Raw genomic sequence first — 14,046 nt, forward strand, 5'->3', positions numbered from 1 at the left:
GCGGAGGCCCTGCGAGGCCTCCGCGGCCGCCGCCGTTGCGGTACCGCGCGTGCGGGGTCAGCCGGATGTCGGGATCTGCGGGGCGAGCAGCGCGGGCAGGCGGGTCGTGCGCGGCTTCGCCGGGATCTCCGCCACCGCACGGGCCAGTGCCTGGTCCGCGCCGTGCACCACGGACAGATGGCGGTCCGCCCGGCCGAACGCCGTGTAGACCCAGGGCCGGCTGAGGGCCTGCACGGCGTCGCCGGGCAGCACCACGACCGCCGCGGGCCACCGGGCGCCCACCGCCTGGTGCGCGGTCAGCGCCCACCCGTGCCGTACGGACTGCTCCACCCGCTCCTTCGGTACGACGACGGCCTCGCCGGCGCACGACAGGTGCAGCCCTTCGGCGTCGGCCTTGACCACCAGGCCCGGCAGCGTACGACCCGGCGCGGGGGAGTAGGCGATCCGGTCACCCGGGTCGAAACCGCCGAAACGGCCGGGGCCGGGGTTGAGCCGCTCCTTGAGTGCCGCGTTCAGCACGCGGGTTCCGGCCGCACCGCCGTGGCCCGGCGTGATCACCTGCGTGTCCTCGGCGGGCACCCCGAGCGCCCTGGGCACGGAGTCCGCGACGAGCTGCACGGTCCGGTGCACGGCCTCGCCCGCGTCCCGCACCGGCACGATCACGACCTCCTTGCCGGGGGCCTCGACCTGGTTGAGCTCGCCGATGCCGACGCCGGAGACCAACTCCCCCAGAGGGCCCGGGTCCGGGCGCCGGGAGGCGACCTGCGGGCAGATCCGCGCGGCCAGCAGATCCGCGAACACCCGTCCGGGACCCACGGACCACAGCACCGCGGGGTCCCCGGCCAGCACCAGCCGGGCGCCGTCTGGCAGCGACTCGGTGAGCAGTGCCGCCGTCTCGACGTCCAGCTGCGGCGCGTCGAGCACCACGAGCAGGTCGAGGTCCAGCGCTCCCTCGGCGTCCCGGCCGGGCCCCTCGGCACCGGACAGCAGCCCGGCGACGGTGGCGGCGGTCACCTCGGGGGCCTCAGTGGCCTCGGCACTTCGCGGTGCGCCGGCACGGGCGGCCCGCGCCGCGAAACGGTCACGACCGATCGGTCCGTGCGTGGCGGCCCAGGCGCGCAGCCCCAGCCCGCGGGCCGCGCTCAGCAGTGCCGCCGGTTCGGCCAGGGAGGCTTCGCCGCCCGTATGGAGGACCAGCCCGTGGCCCGCGACCGCCCGGATCAGCTCGGCGGCGGAACCTTCTGCCGAGGCGGCGGCCTGCTCCCAGTCCGCGGCCGAACGATCCTCCTTCGGCACCGAGTTGATCAGCCGCGCCAGGCCGTCGGCGAGGCTCTCCTCCGCGAGGGCGTACCGCTCCAGACCGACGAGGACCCGCACCGGGCGCTCCTCGCCCTCCTCGCCGCCCTCGGCGTCGTCGCCCTGCTCGCGCCGGGGAGGTGCTCCGGGTTCGTCCAGCGCGTCCTGGAAGACCAGGGCCTCGCCCTCGGCAAGGGTGCTCTGGACGGCCTCGTCGGCATCCGGCACGCCGCGCTGGGCCAGCGCGGCGGTGAGCGCCGGCATCTCCAGGGCGGTGTGCCCGGCGAGGGCGGCCTGTTCCAGCAGCCAGACGGTGACCGCCCGGCCGCGCCGCTCGTCGTCCGGAGCGCACTCCGCGCCGAGCAGTGCCCGCGCGAATCCGTCGGCCTGCTCCGGCCGCACACTCGTGACGCGCAACAACTGCCAGGGATCCGCCCGCAATTGCTCGTCGGCCCCGTCACCGAGGGCCGCGGCGACCTGCGGCGCGAGCACGTCCGGCGCCCCGCCCTCGGTCAGCACCCGCCGCACGGACTCGACGGTCTCCGGCGCGGGGGCGGCAGTCGCGCTCACTCCGGGCATCGACACCGGCTGCGGCCTCGACTCCGGCGCGGTGCGGCGCGGCGCGGGTGCGGGCTCACTGAAGACGGCCGCCGAGGGTTTCTCGCCGCTCTCCACCGCCCGTACGGCCGCGAGCAGGTCGGCGGCCTTTCCACTGAGCTTGGTCCCGGCGGCGATGGGCGCCTTCTTCTCGGCCTTCCGCTGCTCGATCCGTTCCCGCTCCAGCCGCTGGGCGGCGAGCTCGGCCTCGGCCTCGGACAGCTTCCTGGCTTCTTCGGCCTCGTCGGCGGTGATGCCTTCGGGGGCGTCGCCGGCTTCCGCGGTCTCGCCCTCGGGGGCGTCGCCGGCTTCCGCGGTCTCGCCCTCGGGGGCGTCGCCGGCTTCCGCGGTCTCGCCCTCGGGGGCGTCGCCGGTCTCCGTGACACCGGCCTCGGGGGCGGTGCCCTCCGCCGCGGTGCCCGGCGTCACAGGCTCGGCGTCCTCGGGGTGCTCAGCGGGCTCCGGCTCCGTGCTCACAGCGTGCTCCAGTCGTGATCGGGATAGCGGTGCACGGGCGCCGACACGTCGTCGAGCGCCCGGCAGATCTCGTCAGGAAGACTAAGGGCCTCCACTGACAATGCAGCCGTGAGCTGCTGCGCGTTGCGCGCGCCGACGATCGGCGCGGCCACGCCCGGCCGGTCGCGCACCCACGCGAGGGCCACCTGTAGGGGTGTCACCGCGAGCCCGTCCGCCGCTGTCGTCACGGCGTCCACGATGCGCGTCGCCGTGTCGTCGAGGTACGGCGCGACGAACGGCGACAGATGCTCCGAGGCGCCCCGCGAGTCGGCCGGTGTCGAGTGCCGGTACTTGCCGGTGAGCACACCGCGGCCGAGCGGGGACGAGGGAAGCAGGCCGATGCCCAGATCCAGGGCGGCCGGCAGCACCTCGCGCTCGATACCGCGCTGGAGCAGCGAGTACTCCAGCTGTGTGCTCGCCAGCCGGGTCCGCGTGCCCGGCGCGGCGATCTGCCAGGTCGCGGCCTTGGCGAGCTGCCACCCGCAGAAGTTGGAGACCCCGGCATAGCGGGCTCGTCCGCTGCTGACCGCGATGTCCAGTGCCTGCAGGGTCTCCTCCAGCGGGGTGTCGGGGTCGAAGGCGTGGATGTGCCACACGTCGACGTAGTCGGTGCCGAGCCGGGCCAGCGAGGCGTCCAGCGCGGAGAGCAGATGGCCGCGCGAGCCGTCGAACCGGCGGTCGGGATCCGGCACGCTGCCGGCCTTCGTCGAGATGACCAGGTCCCGGCGCCGCACGAGGCCTTCGACGAGACGTCCGAGCAGGTACTCGGCCTCCCCGTCGCCGTACACGTCCGCCGTGTCGACGAGGCTCCCGCCCGCTTCCCAGAACGTCTTCAAGAGGTCCGCGGCGTCGTGCTCGTCGGTGTCCCGCCCCCAGGTGAGGGTGCCGAGCCCGATGCGGGACACACGCAGGCCGGTGCGGCCGAGATGCCTCTGCTCCATGAACGCCGAGATTACTGGCCAGAACCTGTCACGTGGGTGCCTGTGGATAACCAGTTTCCGCCGAGGCGACGGGGGGTTGGTGCCGGGCGGTCGGCCGGACGGCCGTGGCGGCGGCCGGGTCCTCGCCGTACACGAACCCCCACCCCCGCGCTAAGGTCAGCGGACAAGGCACGTTACTGATCGGTAAGGGGATTCGGCATGCAGCTCGGGATCAACCTCGGCTACTGGGGTGCCGGCATGGACGCGGACAATCTGGCCGTCGCCCAGGAGGCCGACCGGCTCGGATACGCGGTCTGCTGGGCCGCCGAGGCCTACGGCTCCGACGCGGCCACCGTGCTCACCTGGGTCGCCGCCCAGACCGAGCGCATCGACGTCGGCTCGGCCATCTTCCAGATCCCGGCCCGGCAGCCGGCGATGACCGCGATGACCGCCGCCACCCTCGACTCGCTATCCGGCGGCCGCTTCCGCCTCGGCCTCGGCGTCTCGGGCCCGCAGGTCTCCGAGGGCTGGTACGGCGTCAAGTTCGACAAGCCGCTGTCCCGCACCCGCGAGTACGTCGAGATCGTGCGGAAGGCGATGACCCGCGAGCGGCTGTCGTTCGAGGGCGAGCACTGGACGCTGCCCCTGCCCGGCGGCCCCGGCAAGCCCATCAAGCTCACCGTGCACCCGGAGCGCGAGCACATCCCGCTGTACATCGCCGCCATCGGCCCGAAGAACCTCGAGCAGACCGGTGAGATCGCCGACGGCGCGCTGCTGATCTTCCCCTCGGCCGACCACCTCGAGGACACCGCGATCACGTACCTGCGCGCGGGACGCGAGAAGGCGGGCAAGACCCTCGACGGCTTCGACGTGTGCCCGACCCTGCCCCTCGCGGTCGGCGACGACAAGGACGTGGCCGCGCTCGCCGACACCTTCCGCCCGTACACCGCGCTGTACGTCGGCGGCATGGGCAGCAGTAAGCAGAACTTCTACAACCAGCTCGCCCGCCGCATGGGCTACGAGAAGGAAGCCGCCGAGATCCAGGACAAGTACCTGTCCGGCGACAAGCAGGGCGCGGCCGCGGCCGTACCGCACGACCTGATCGACAAGACGACCCTGCTGGGGTCGGTCGACCGGATCGCGGACCGGATGAAGGCGTACGCGGCGGTCGGAGTCACCACCCTGAGCCTCGCTCCCGCGGGATTCACGCTCGACGAGCGGCTCGCCTCCCTCCGCGCCGGCGCGGAGGCCATCGAGCGTGCGGGGCTCGCGTGACGGCGGGTTCGACCGCCGGAGATTGACAGCGGCCGTGGTGGGGGCTCGGGGGTCTTCCCCGCCACGGCCGTCATGCAGCACAACGCGCCCGGGCCCGCGCGGTTACGCCCTGGAGCGACCCCGAGGGTCCTCCTTTTGGCGGAGTTGTCCGACACAGCTGTTGCGGCACCCCTCTCACCGCATTTGACTCGTTCTTTGCGGACCCTGCGGAGAGTCCTGCAGAGAGGTGCTGACGATGCTTTCGGCCAAGAGTCTGTTCCAGGAGATCCTCGACAACGACGAGTCCTTCCGCCTGTTCTGCTCCATCGCGGCCAGCGGGGAGTCGCAGGGCGGCTGGGAGAACGCCCGCATCGCCGCGCTCGTCCCCGCGAGCGAGCGGGACATGGCCCCCAAGATCACCCGGCACGGAGCCGACGAGGACAAGCACGGGCGGATCTTCAACGCCCTCATGAAGAAGCGCGCTCTGGAGCCCGTCCCCGTGCCGCCCGAGACCGACTACACGATGCTCCTGGAGAAGCACGGCATCGGACTCGCCCACGAGAAGCTCAAGGGCGAACAGCCGCTCACGGTGCGGGACATCGTCGTCTACCTGGCGCACAGCCGGGTCACCGAGCAGCGGGCCGCCGACCAGATGGTGATGTTGCGCAAGCACTTCGCGGACGACCCCCTGATCGGGAAGGCCGTCCAGATGATCTCCAACGACGAGGACGGCCACCTCGCGTACACCCACGAGGAGCTGCTGCGCTTCGCGGCCGCCGGGCACGGACGGCTCATCCAGCGCACGCTGCGCGAGTGCGCGCTCGCCGAGATCGCCATCTACCGGGACGTCAGCCTCTCCGTCATGGCCCACATGGGCCGCATCCTGAGGTGGCCGAAGGCGAAGTCGGCGGTCCTCGTGGCCGGCATCCACGCGATGTACGCGTACGAGCGCCTGGCGGGCTGGCGCCGGATGGTCTCGCTGAAGATGCCGGAACGCCGAGACGCCCTCGGCGGACCGGCGACCTCGGCCCCCGAGTTCGCCTGAACCCGGGAACGTCAGCGGACCGACGTGACCTGATCCACCCCGGCCGCATCCGTCCCGGCTACATCCACCCCCGGCTCTTGAACAGCCGGTACAGCAGCACCTCCAGGGCGACCATGAGCACGATCACCGCCGGATACGCCCACACCCAGCGCAGCTCAGGCATGTGCTCGAAGTTCATGCCGTAGATTCCCGCGATCATCGTGGGGATCGCGGCCATGGCCGCCCACGCGGAGATCTTCCGCATGTCGTCGTTCTGCCGGACGCTCATCTGCGCCAGATGCGCGGACAGGACGTCCGAGACCAGCCGGTCCAGGCCCTCCACGGACTCGTTCACGCGCGTGAGGTGGTCGTTGACGTCCCGGAAGAAGGGCCGCGCCTTGTCGTTCACGAAGGGCACCGCCCCGCCGAACTGCCCCACGCCCGCGAGGCGGTTCAGCGGCAGGCTGAGCGGGCCGGTCGCCCGGCGGAACTCCAGGATCTGCCGCTTGAAGGTGTAGATCCGTGACGCGGTGTGGCGTGAGCCGCCACCGTCCGGCGAGAACACCTCCGTCTCCAGCTCCTCCAGGTCGGTCTGCAACTCGGTCGCCACGTCCAGGTAGTGGTCGACGACGGCGTCGGCGACCGCGTACAGCACCGCGGTGGGGCCCTTGCCGAGCAGTTCGGGCTCCTGCTCCATGCGGTGCCGTACGGCGCCCAGCGGGGAGCCCTCGCCGTGGCGGACGGTCACCACGAACGAGTCGCCGAGGAAGAGCATGACCTCGCCGGTGGAGACGGCGTCGCTCTGCGGCTCGTACACGACCGGCTTGAGGACCGCGAACAGCGAGTCGTCGTAGACCTCCAGCTTGGGCCGCTGGTGGGCCTTGAGGGCGTCCTCGACAGCCAGCGGGTGCAGACCGAACTCCCGGGTGACGTGGTCGAACTCCTTCTCGGACGGCTCGTGCAGCCCGATCCAGACGAACCCGTGGGCCGCCCGGGCCTCGGCGAGCGCGTCGGAGAGATCCTCGGGGCCCTCCGCCCGATGTCCGTCGCGGTAGATGGCACAGTCGACGATCACTGAGTGTGTTCTCCTGTCATCCACGGGCCGCCACGTTCGGGCCTGCGCTTACGCTGGGCCGCATGCCCACGTTGATCCTCGTCCGGCACGGACGTTCCACCGCCAATACCGAGGGACTGCTCGCCGGCTGGACTCCCGGTGTCGCCCTCGACGAACGCGGGGCCGCGCAGGCCGCCGCGCTGCCCGGACGGCTCGCCGAGCTGCCGCTCGCCGAGGTCGTCAGCAGCCCGCTGCAGCGCTGCCAGGAGACGATCCGGCCCCTCCTCGACGCCCGGCCCGGCCTCGCCGCGCACTCCGACGAACGGATCGGGGAGTGCCACTACGGCGACTGGTCCGGCCGCAAGCTCGCCGAGCTCACGGACGAGCCGCTGATGGAGGTCGTGCAGGCGCACCCCTCGGCGGCCTCGTTCCCCGGCGGCGAGTCGATGCGGGCGATGCAGACCCGCGCCGCCGAGGCGGTACGTGAGTGGAACGCGCGCGTGGAGCGCGACCACGGCGCCGACGCCGTCTACCTCATGTGCTCCCACGGCGACATCATCAAGTCTCTGGTGGCGGACGCACTCGGACTTCATCTCGACCTCTTCCAGCGGATTGCCGTTGAACCGTGTTCCATCACCGCGATCCGTTACACCCGTCTGAGGCCCTTTGTCGTCCGCCTCGGCGACACCGGTGATCTCACGTCCCTGGTGCCGCGCGAGGAGCCTCCGGCCGACGACGCGACGGTCGGGGGTGGTGCGGGCGCACCGTGATCGCCGGGCGCAGTAGGGTGAAGCGGTTCGCACCCACGATTTCAATGGAGACAGGACGTGTCCCGTCAGGTGTTCCTCTACGACCCCCCGGACCGCTTCGTGGCCGGTACGGTCGGACTGCCCGGACGCCGTACGTTCTTCCTCCAGGCCACGGCCGGCCCCCGGGTGACCAGCGTGGCCCTGGAGAAGACCCAGGTCGCCGCGCTCGCCGAGCGTATGGACGAGCTGCTGGACGAGGTCGTACGCCGTAGCGGCGGCAGTGCCGCCGTCCCGGCGGTGGCGCCCACCGAAGTCGCCGACACCCGCCCCCTGGACGCCCCCGTCGAGGAGGAGTTCAGGGTCGGCACCATGGCTCTGGCCTGGGACGGCGACGAGCAGCGCATGATCGTCGAGGCGCAGGCCCTCGTCGAGCTCGACGCCGACTCCGACGAGGACCTCGCCGAGGCCGAGGAGCGGCTGCTTCAGGACGAGGAGAACGGTCCCCCGATGCTGCGGGTCCGGCTCACCGGCGCGCAGGCCAGAGCCTTCGCCAAGCGTGCCCTTGACGTCGTCAACGCGGGGCGGCCGCCGTGTCCGCTGTGCAGCCTCCCACTCGATCCGGAAGGACACGTATGTCCGCGCCAGAACGGATACCGTCGCGGGGCGTGACGACCACAGCGATGTCGGCCGAACTGCTCGCCGAGGGCGAACTCACCGTGCGCGGCCGCATCCGGGAGGCGTCCAACGCGGCGCTGTACTGCACGGTCTCCCACGACGGCCGGGAAGCCGCCTGCATCTACAAGCCGGTGGCCGGGGAGCGCCCCCTGTGGGACTTCCCCGACGGAAACCTCGCCCGGCGTGAGGTCGCGGCCTATGAGGTCTCCGAGGCGACCGGCTGGGGCCTCGTACCGCCCACCGTGCTGCGGGACGGGCCGTACGGCGAGGGCATGTGCCAGCTGTGGATCGAGGTGACGCCCGAGGCCGAACTGCTCGCCCTGGTGGAGGGCGAGGAGCCCGAGGCGGGCTGGAAGGCGATCGGCTTCGCGGAGGTCGGCGAGGGGAAGACCGCGCTGCTCGTGCACGCCGACGACGAGCGGCTGCGCCGGCTCGCCGTGCTCGACGCCGTGATCAACAACGCGGACCGCAAGGGCGGGCACCTCCTGCCCGCCGCCGGGGGCGTGCTGTACGGCATCGACCACGGGGTCACCTTCAACGTCGAGAACAAGCTGCGGACGCTGCTGTGGGGGTGGGCCGGAGAGCCGCTGACGGGTGAGGCGGTCGAGGTACTGACCGGCCTCAAGGCGGCGCTCGGCGCGCAGGGGGCGCTGACCGCCCGGCTGGCCGCGCTGATCACCGCCGCCGAACTCGACGCCACGCGCGCGCGTGTCGACGCGCTGCTGGCCACCGGCAGGCACCCGGAGCCGAGCGGGGACTGGCCGGCCATTCCGTGGCCGCCCGTCTAGGACCTGTCCGGCCGATCAAGCTGCAGGAAATGGCGGGGGCCTTGTGAACGCCGGTGAGCGGGGTGTGGCAGGCGCATCTGCGGCATGACCGGCCGGACAGGTCCTAGCCGTCAGCACGCCCGGCGATATCGCGCAAGAATGCCTTACCGGCCATCCGGCCCGGTCCGGTTCGTATACGGAACATCCGTCCGGTTAGGCTCATGACATGCATGCCTGGCCCGCTTCCGAGGTCCCCGCCCTGCCTGGTCAGGGCCGCGACCTGAGGATCCACGACACCGCGACCGGCGGCTTGGTATCCCTCGACCCCGGTCCCGTCGCCCGTATCTACGTCTGCGGCATCACGCCGTACGACGCGACCCACCTGGGTCACGCGGCGACCTACAACGCGTTCGACCTTGTGCAGCGCGTGTGGCTCGACACCAAGCGGCAGGTCCACTACGTCCAGAACGTCACCGACGTCGACGATCCGCTGCTGGAACGGGCCGAGCGCGACGGCATCGACTGGGCCGCCCTCGCCGAGAAGGAGACGGCCCTCTTCCGCGAGGACATGACCGCCCTGCGGATGCTGCCGCCGCGGCAGTACATCGGCGCGGTCGAGGCGATACCCGGCATCGTGCCGCTCGTCGAACGCCTGCGGGACGCGGGTGCCGCCTACGAGCTCGAGGGGGACGTCTACTTCTCCGTCGAGTCCGACCCGAACTTCGGCAAGGTCTCCCGCCTGGACGCCGCCGCGATGCGGCTGCTCTCCGCCGAGCGCGGGGGCGACCCCGACCGGCCGGGCAAGAAGAACCCGCTCGACCCGATGCTGTGGATGGCCGCGCGTGAGGGCGAGCCCAGCTGGGACGGCGGTTCGCTCGGGCGTGGCCGGCCGGGCTGGCACATCGAGTGCGTCGCCATCGCCCTCGACCACCTGGGCATGGGCTTCGACGTCCAGGGCGGCGGCTCCGACCTCGCCTTCCCGCACCACGAGATGGGCGCCTCGCACGCCCAGGTGCTGACCGGCGAGTTCCCCATGGCCAAGGCGTACGTCCACGCCGGCATGGTCGCCCTGCACGGCGAGAAGATGTCCAAGTCCAAGGGGAACCTGGTCTTCGTCTCGCAGCTCCGGCGCGACGGCGTCGACCCCGCCGCCATCCGGCTCGCGCTCCTCGCCCACCACTATCGGGCCGACTGGGAGTACACCGACCAGGTCCTGCAGGACGCCCTCGACCGGGTCGGCCGCTGGCGTGCCGCCGTCTCCCGTCCCGACGGCCCGCCCGCCGAGGCGCTCGTCGAGGAGATCCGTGACGCCCTCGCCGCCGACCTGGACGCGCCGGCCGCACTGGCCGCCGTGGACCGGTGGGCAGCGCTCCAGAACGAGCGGGGCGGTACGGACGAAGGCGCGCCCGGTGTGGTCTCGCGGGCGGTGGACGCGCTGCTGGGCGTGGCGCTGTAGCGCCACCGAAGACGGCAGAGCCGAACACGGCAGAGAGGGGCGCTTCCTCCCCGCAGGGGAAGCGCCCCTCCCGTTTTTCCGGGGGAGGTCTTTCAGGAGCGGGTCAGATCCGCTGGATCCGGACGCTCCGCAGGACGTTCGGCGACTGGGTGTCCCAGACCCCGATCACCTGATGGCCGAAGGCGAACGCCTCGTGGATCTGCTGGTGGAGCTGCGGGGCCGGGTTGCCGAGGACCCGGAACTGGCCGTCGATACGCAGGAAGACCTGCTGAGGCTGGCCCTGCAGCGGGTGGACGACGTCGATGAAGCCGCCTGCCACACCGGAGGCGAGGGACTGTGTCTGGACCTGCTGGATCACCTGCTGGACCACGGTCTGCGCGAGCTGCTGCAACAGCTGCTGCATCTGCTGCTCGGCCTGCCGCGCCTGCTGGTCTTGCTGGTCCTGCTGCTGCCCTTGGCCGAACTGGGTCTGGGCCAGCTGCTGCAGCAACTGCTGGAACGGCTGCTGCCGGCCGAGCTGCTGGATCTGTTCGAGCGTGCCGCCGCCGATGCCGCCACTCATGCCGCCGCTCATGCCCGACGGCTGGTGGAGCTGCTGGTACGGCGACGTGCTCGGGAACTGCCCTTGCGGCTGTCCCTGTTGCCCCTGCTGCCCTTGCTGACTCATCTGCGGGTTCATGCTCATGCGCGTGCCACCTTTCATGGGTGGAATGAGGAACCGTCAGCCTGCGAAGCCGTCAGCCTGCGAAGCCGTCATCCCGCGATGACCAGGCCGACGATCTCGTCGTCCGAGAACCAGACCCGGATGTCCGGCCGTCCCGTCGCGAAGGCGGTGTGCACCGCCTGGCGGATCTCGGGGGACGGGTGGTCGAGGTTGCGCCAGCCGCCGGCCACGAACAGCCGGAGCCGGGGCGGGAGTTCGCGCGGATACGGCAGCAGCTCGTCCCAGTACCGCTCGGCCCGGCCGGAGCCGACCGCCTCGGGCAGCAGCCGGGTGACCGCCGCCCTGATGTCGGGCCGGTTGCCGATCCGCTGGGAGACGGGCCGGCCCGGTGCGTCCTGCTGCGGAGAGCCGGTGGTCCGCAGCACCGAACGGGCGCGTTCGGGGGACATCGGCGGCCGGGCGGCCGCCTTGAGCATGCCCTGCAGCGCCGCCAGGGCGCCGGCCACCACCGGAGAGGCGGAGGAGGTCCCCGAGAACGTGTCCGTGTACCAGGCGATCTCCTCGGGCCCGCCCTGGAGGTCGCCTGGCCGGTCCCAGGAGCCGCCGGTGGTCGTGACCTCGCGGCCCCAGCCCTGGGCGTCCACGCGGGCCCCGAAGTTGGAGAACGCGAGCCGGGACCGGTCCGGGCCGTGGTCGCGGCCGTGGGTGCCGGGCGGCGGGGCGCCCGCGCCGACCAGGACGGCGCCGGAGGACGGGTTGGACGGGTTGAACGGGCCTCGCCACCAGGAGGGGAACTCGTCCGAGCGGCGCTCGTACACGCCGTCGTCCAGGGACTCGCCGCCGTTGCCCGCGGCCGCCACCACCAGGACGCCCTTGGCGGTCGCGTACCGCACGGCCGCGAAGTCGTCCGGCCACCACTCCAGCGCGACGTACCCGCGCTGGTCGTCGCGCTCCTCGAAGTCGAACCGGGGTCCGGGGCGGTGGAGTTCGACCAGCACGATGTCGCCGGGGGCGAGCCGGTCGGCCGCCGCGTGGATCGCGGCCGCGGTGCCGACGCCCTCGAAGGACGCGGCCGCGGTCACCGCGTCCGGCACGATGCCGGTGATCCCGTGCTCGCTCCGGTCGCCGCCGAGCACGCCGATCACGGCGGTGCCGTGGTTGCGCCAGGCCAGGTCGGCCAGCGGAGTGCCGACGACCACGCCGGCGAGCTTGGCGGCCAGGTCTTCGTGGCCCAGTTGCCAGGAGCCCTCGACGTCGATCACCGTCACGCCCCGGCCGGTGCCGCCGGGCCGCTGCCAGGCCCAGTGCGCGTCGATCCCCTCGGGCGCCGGCCGCAGATAGCCCTGACGGCTCGTGAAGTCGGGGGTGACCGGCGCCCCTTCCTTCAGTCGCCGGGTGTCCTCGCCGACCTGCCCGAGGGAGGCCGGTACGGCGCGCGGCTTCACGTACGCCGTGTCGACGCCCGGCAGCGCGGCGATCCGCGCCCGCAGCTCCTGGGCGCGGTTCTCGCCGCCGCGCACCCGGTAGAAGAGCGCCAGGTCGGGCACGTCGTCCGGGCCCGCGGCGGCGGACTGCCGGAGCCGTTCCTCGCTGCCGAACAGCGGTTCCAGGGCGAGCTGTTCGTCGCCGAGGAACATGTTGAGGGCCGACACGTCGGCGCCCGCCGCCGAGCGGACGCCCTCGGCCTCGGCACGCAGCCGGGCCTCCGGACGGGCGACGACGACCAGTTCCCGCTCGGCTCCTCGATAACTGAATCCCGATCCGTCGGGACCCGGCCCGGACGCTCCAGGGTCGTGCGCCGGCTGTACCTGCTCGGTCATGGGTTACCGCTCCCTTCTCCGTGCGGGTGCGCCTTCGAGCCCCAACCAAGCACTCCCGCGGCGGTCCGTCCACCCCGTCTTCGGCAACTCGGTTTGGAACAAGTTGAATTGGGTACCGTGGGCAATCCGTCCTGAAACAGATGTCACGGCACAATCCCGCCAAAGGCTGCGGAGGCGACGGTCATGTGGTGGGGTGAGAGCGTCTGTTGACCGTACGGCCGGCAGCGCCCGGCCCTTCCGCGGAAGGACGCACAGTGGCACCCGCAGACCGTTCCCTCGCACGTCGAAGACTGCTCACCACGGCCGCCGCGCTCTCGGGCGCGGCCCTCGTCGGCGGTACCGCGCACGCGGCCGAGACGCGGCAGCACCCGTGGCCCGCACAGTTCCCCCTGCCCGACGGCTTCCAGCCCGAGGGCGTCACGATCGGCGCGACCCCCTTCGCCTACTTCGGCTCGCTCGCGGACGGCGACGTCTACCGGGCGAGTCTCGCCACCGGGCGGGGCTCCGTCGTCAGCAAGGGCCTGGGCCCCGGACACGGCACCGTGGGCCTGAAGACCGACCGGCACGGCACGCTCTTCCTGGCGGGCGGCGACAGCGGCGAGATCCGCACCGTCGACGCCCGCACCGGTGAGATACGGAAGGTGTACGCCACCGGCGGCGCCTTCGTGAACGACGTGGTCCTCACCCCGGGGGAGGCCTGGTTCACGGACTCCTTCCAGCCGCGGCTCTACCGACTGGCCCGAGGCGGGCACCGCACCCCCGAGGCCGTGGACACCCTGCCCCTGACCGGCGACTGGGAGCAGGGCCCGGACTTCACCGCCAACGGCATCGAACGCACACCCGACGGCAGCGCCCTGCTCGTGGTCAACGTCTTCGCGAACGGCGGCGGCCTCATGCGGGTCGACCCGCGCACCGGGGTCGCCCGCGCCGTCGACCTGGGCGCGGCGAAGCTGCCCAACGGGGACGGCCTGCTGCTCCTCGGCCGTACCCTCTACGCCGTCCAGCAGCAGCAGAACGCGATCGACGTGTTCCGGCTGAACAGCACCGGCACCAAGGGCACGGCGATCGCCCGCATCACCGACCCGCGCTTCCGTATCCCGACCACGGCGGCGGCGTGGGGCAGCCGGCTCTACCTGCCGAACGCTCGCTTCGACGTGGAGCCGACACCGCGGACCGAGTACGACGCGGTGGCCGTGCACCAGGTCTGACGTCGGACACGGAAGGGGGGGGGGGCGGGCCGGGCCCCCCCCCCCC

12 protein-coding genes are annotated in these 14,046 nt (G+C 72.4%); 7 read left to right on the forward strand and 5 right to left on the reverse strand.

Annotated features, from left to right (window positions below):
- Nucleotides 1-57 precede the first annotated feature (57 nt).
- Both ACWBNA_RS46000 and ACWBNA_RS46005 read right to left on the reverse strand, forming a co-directional pair.
- A complete protein-coding gene (locus ACWBNA_RS46000) occupies nucleotides 58-2,370 on the reverse strand; it encodes a helix-hairpin-helix domain-containing protein (protein ID WP_482710574.1) in 2,313 nt (770 codons plus the stop codon).
- Nucleotides 2,367-3,350: an aldo/keto reductase gene (locus ACWBNA_RS46005; RefSeq protein WP_482710575.1), complete on the reverse strand. Its 984-nt coding sequence runs from the start codon at nucleotides 3,348-3,350 to the stop codon at nucleotides 2,367-2,369. The genes ACWBNA_RS46000 and ACWBNA_RS46005 overlap by 4 nt, the downstream gene beginning before the upstream one ends.
- A 198-nt stretch (nucleotides 3,351-3,548) precedes the next feature.
- Between ACWBNA_RS46005 and ACWBNA_RS46010 the strand changes: the two genes are divergently transcribed.
- Both ACWBNA_RS46010 and ACWBNA_RS46015 read left to right on the forward strand, forming a co-directional pair.
- Nucleotides 3,549-4,604, forward strand: coding sequence for an LLM class F420-dependent oxidoreductase (locus ACWBNA_RS46010; protein WP_482710576.1), 1,056 nt, complete (start codon nucleotides 3,549-3,551; stop codon nucleotides 4,602-4,604).
- A 235-nt stretch (nucleotides 4,605-4,839) separates the two neighbouring features.
- A complete protein-coding gene (locus tag ACWBNA_RS46015) occupies nucleotides 4,840-5,628 on the forward strand; it encodes a ferritin-like domain-containing protein (protein WP_482710577.1) in 789 nt (262 codons plus the stop codon).
- Between the two features lie 58 nt (nucleotides 5,629-5,686).
- On the opposite strand, the gene corA is transcribed toward ACWBNA_RS46015, so the two are convergent.
- Complete coding sequence (gene corA, locus ACWBNA_RS46020; protein WP_482710578.1) at nucleotides 5,687-6,682, reverse strand: magnesium/cobalt transporter CorA; 996 nt, start codon at nucleotides 6,680-6,682, stop codon at nucleotides 5,687-5,689.
- 62 nt (nucleotides 6,683-6,744) lie between these two features.
- Here corA and ACWBNA_RS46025 point away from each other — a divergent pair, with 62 nt between their 5' ends.
- From ACWBNA_RS46025 to mshC, 4 genes are all read left to right on the forward strand, one after another.
- On the forward strand, nucleotides 6,745-7,431 hold the full coding sequence (locus ACWBNA_RS46025; RefSeq protein WP_482710579.1) for a histidine phosphatase family protein: 687 nt from the start codon (nucleotides 6,745-6,747) through the stop codon (nucleotides 7,429-7,431).
- 57 nt (nucleotides 7,432-7,488) lie between these two features.
- Entirely contained in the window at nucleotides 7,489-8,079 is a 591-nt protein-coding gene (locus tag ACWBNA_RS46030) for a DUF3090 domain-containing protein (protein ID WP_383876071.1), read from the forward strand.
- On the forward strand, nucleotides 8,043-8,873 hold the full coding sequence (locus ACWBNA_RS46035; RefSeq protein ID WP_482710580.1) for an SCO1664 family protein: 831 nt from the start codon (nucleotides 8,043-8,045) through the stop codon (nucleotides 8,871-8,873). Before ACWBNA_RS46030 ends, ACWBNA_RS46035 begins: the two co-directional genes overlap by 37 nt.
- A 205-nt stretch (nucleotides 8,874-9,078) precedes the next feature.
- Complete coding sequence (mshC, locus tag ACWBNA_RS46040; protein WP_482710581.1) at nucleotides 9,079-10,308, forward strand: cysteine--1-D-myo-inosityl 2-amino-2-deoxy-alpha-D-glucopyranoside ligase; 1,230 nt, start codon at nucleotides 9,079-9,081, stop codon at nucleotides 10,306-10,308.
- Nucleotides 10,309-10,411: 103 nt separating this feature from the next.
- Here mshC and ACWBNA_RS46045 read toward each other — a convergent pair whose 3' ends face one another.
- Both ACWBNA_RS46045 and ACWBNA_RS46050 read right to left on the reverse strand, forming a co-directional pair.
- Entirely contained in the window at nucleotides 10,412-10,993 is a 582-nt protein-coding gene (locus ACWBNA_RS46045) for a hypothetical protein (protein WP_482710582.1), read from the reverse strand.
- 68 nt (nucleotides 10,994-11,061) lie between these two features.
- A complete protein-coding gene (locus tag ACWBNA_RS46050; protein ID WP_482710583.1) occupies nucleotides 11,062-12,792 on the reverse strand; it encodes a S8 family peptidase in 1,731 nt (576 codons plus the stop codon).
- 254 nt (nucleotides 12,793-13,046) lie between these two features.
- Here ACWBNA_RS46050 and ACWBNA_RS46055 point away from each other — a divergent pair, with 254 nt between their 5' ends.
- Entirely contained in the window at nucleotides 13,047-14,000 is a 954-nt protein-coding gene (locus ACWBNA_RS46055) for an SMP-30/gluconolactonase/LRE family protein (protein WP_482710584.1), read from the forward strand.
- Nucleotides 14,001-14,046 lie beyond the last annotated feature (46 nt).

The sequence above is a fragment of the Streptomyces sp. Q2 genome (genome assembly GCF_056820935.1).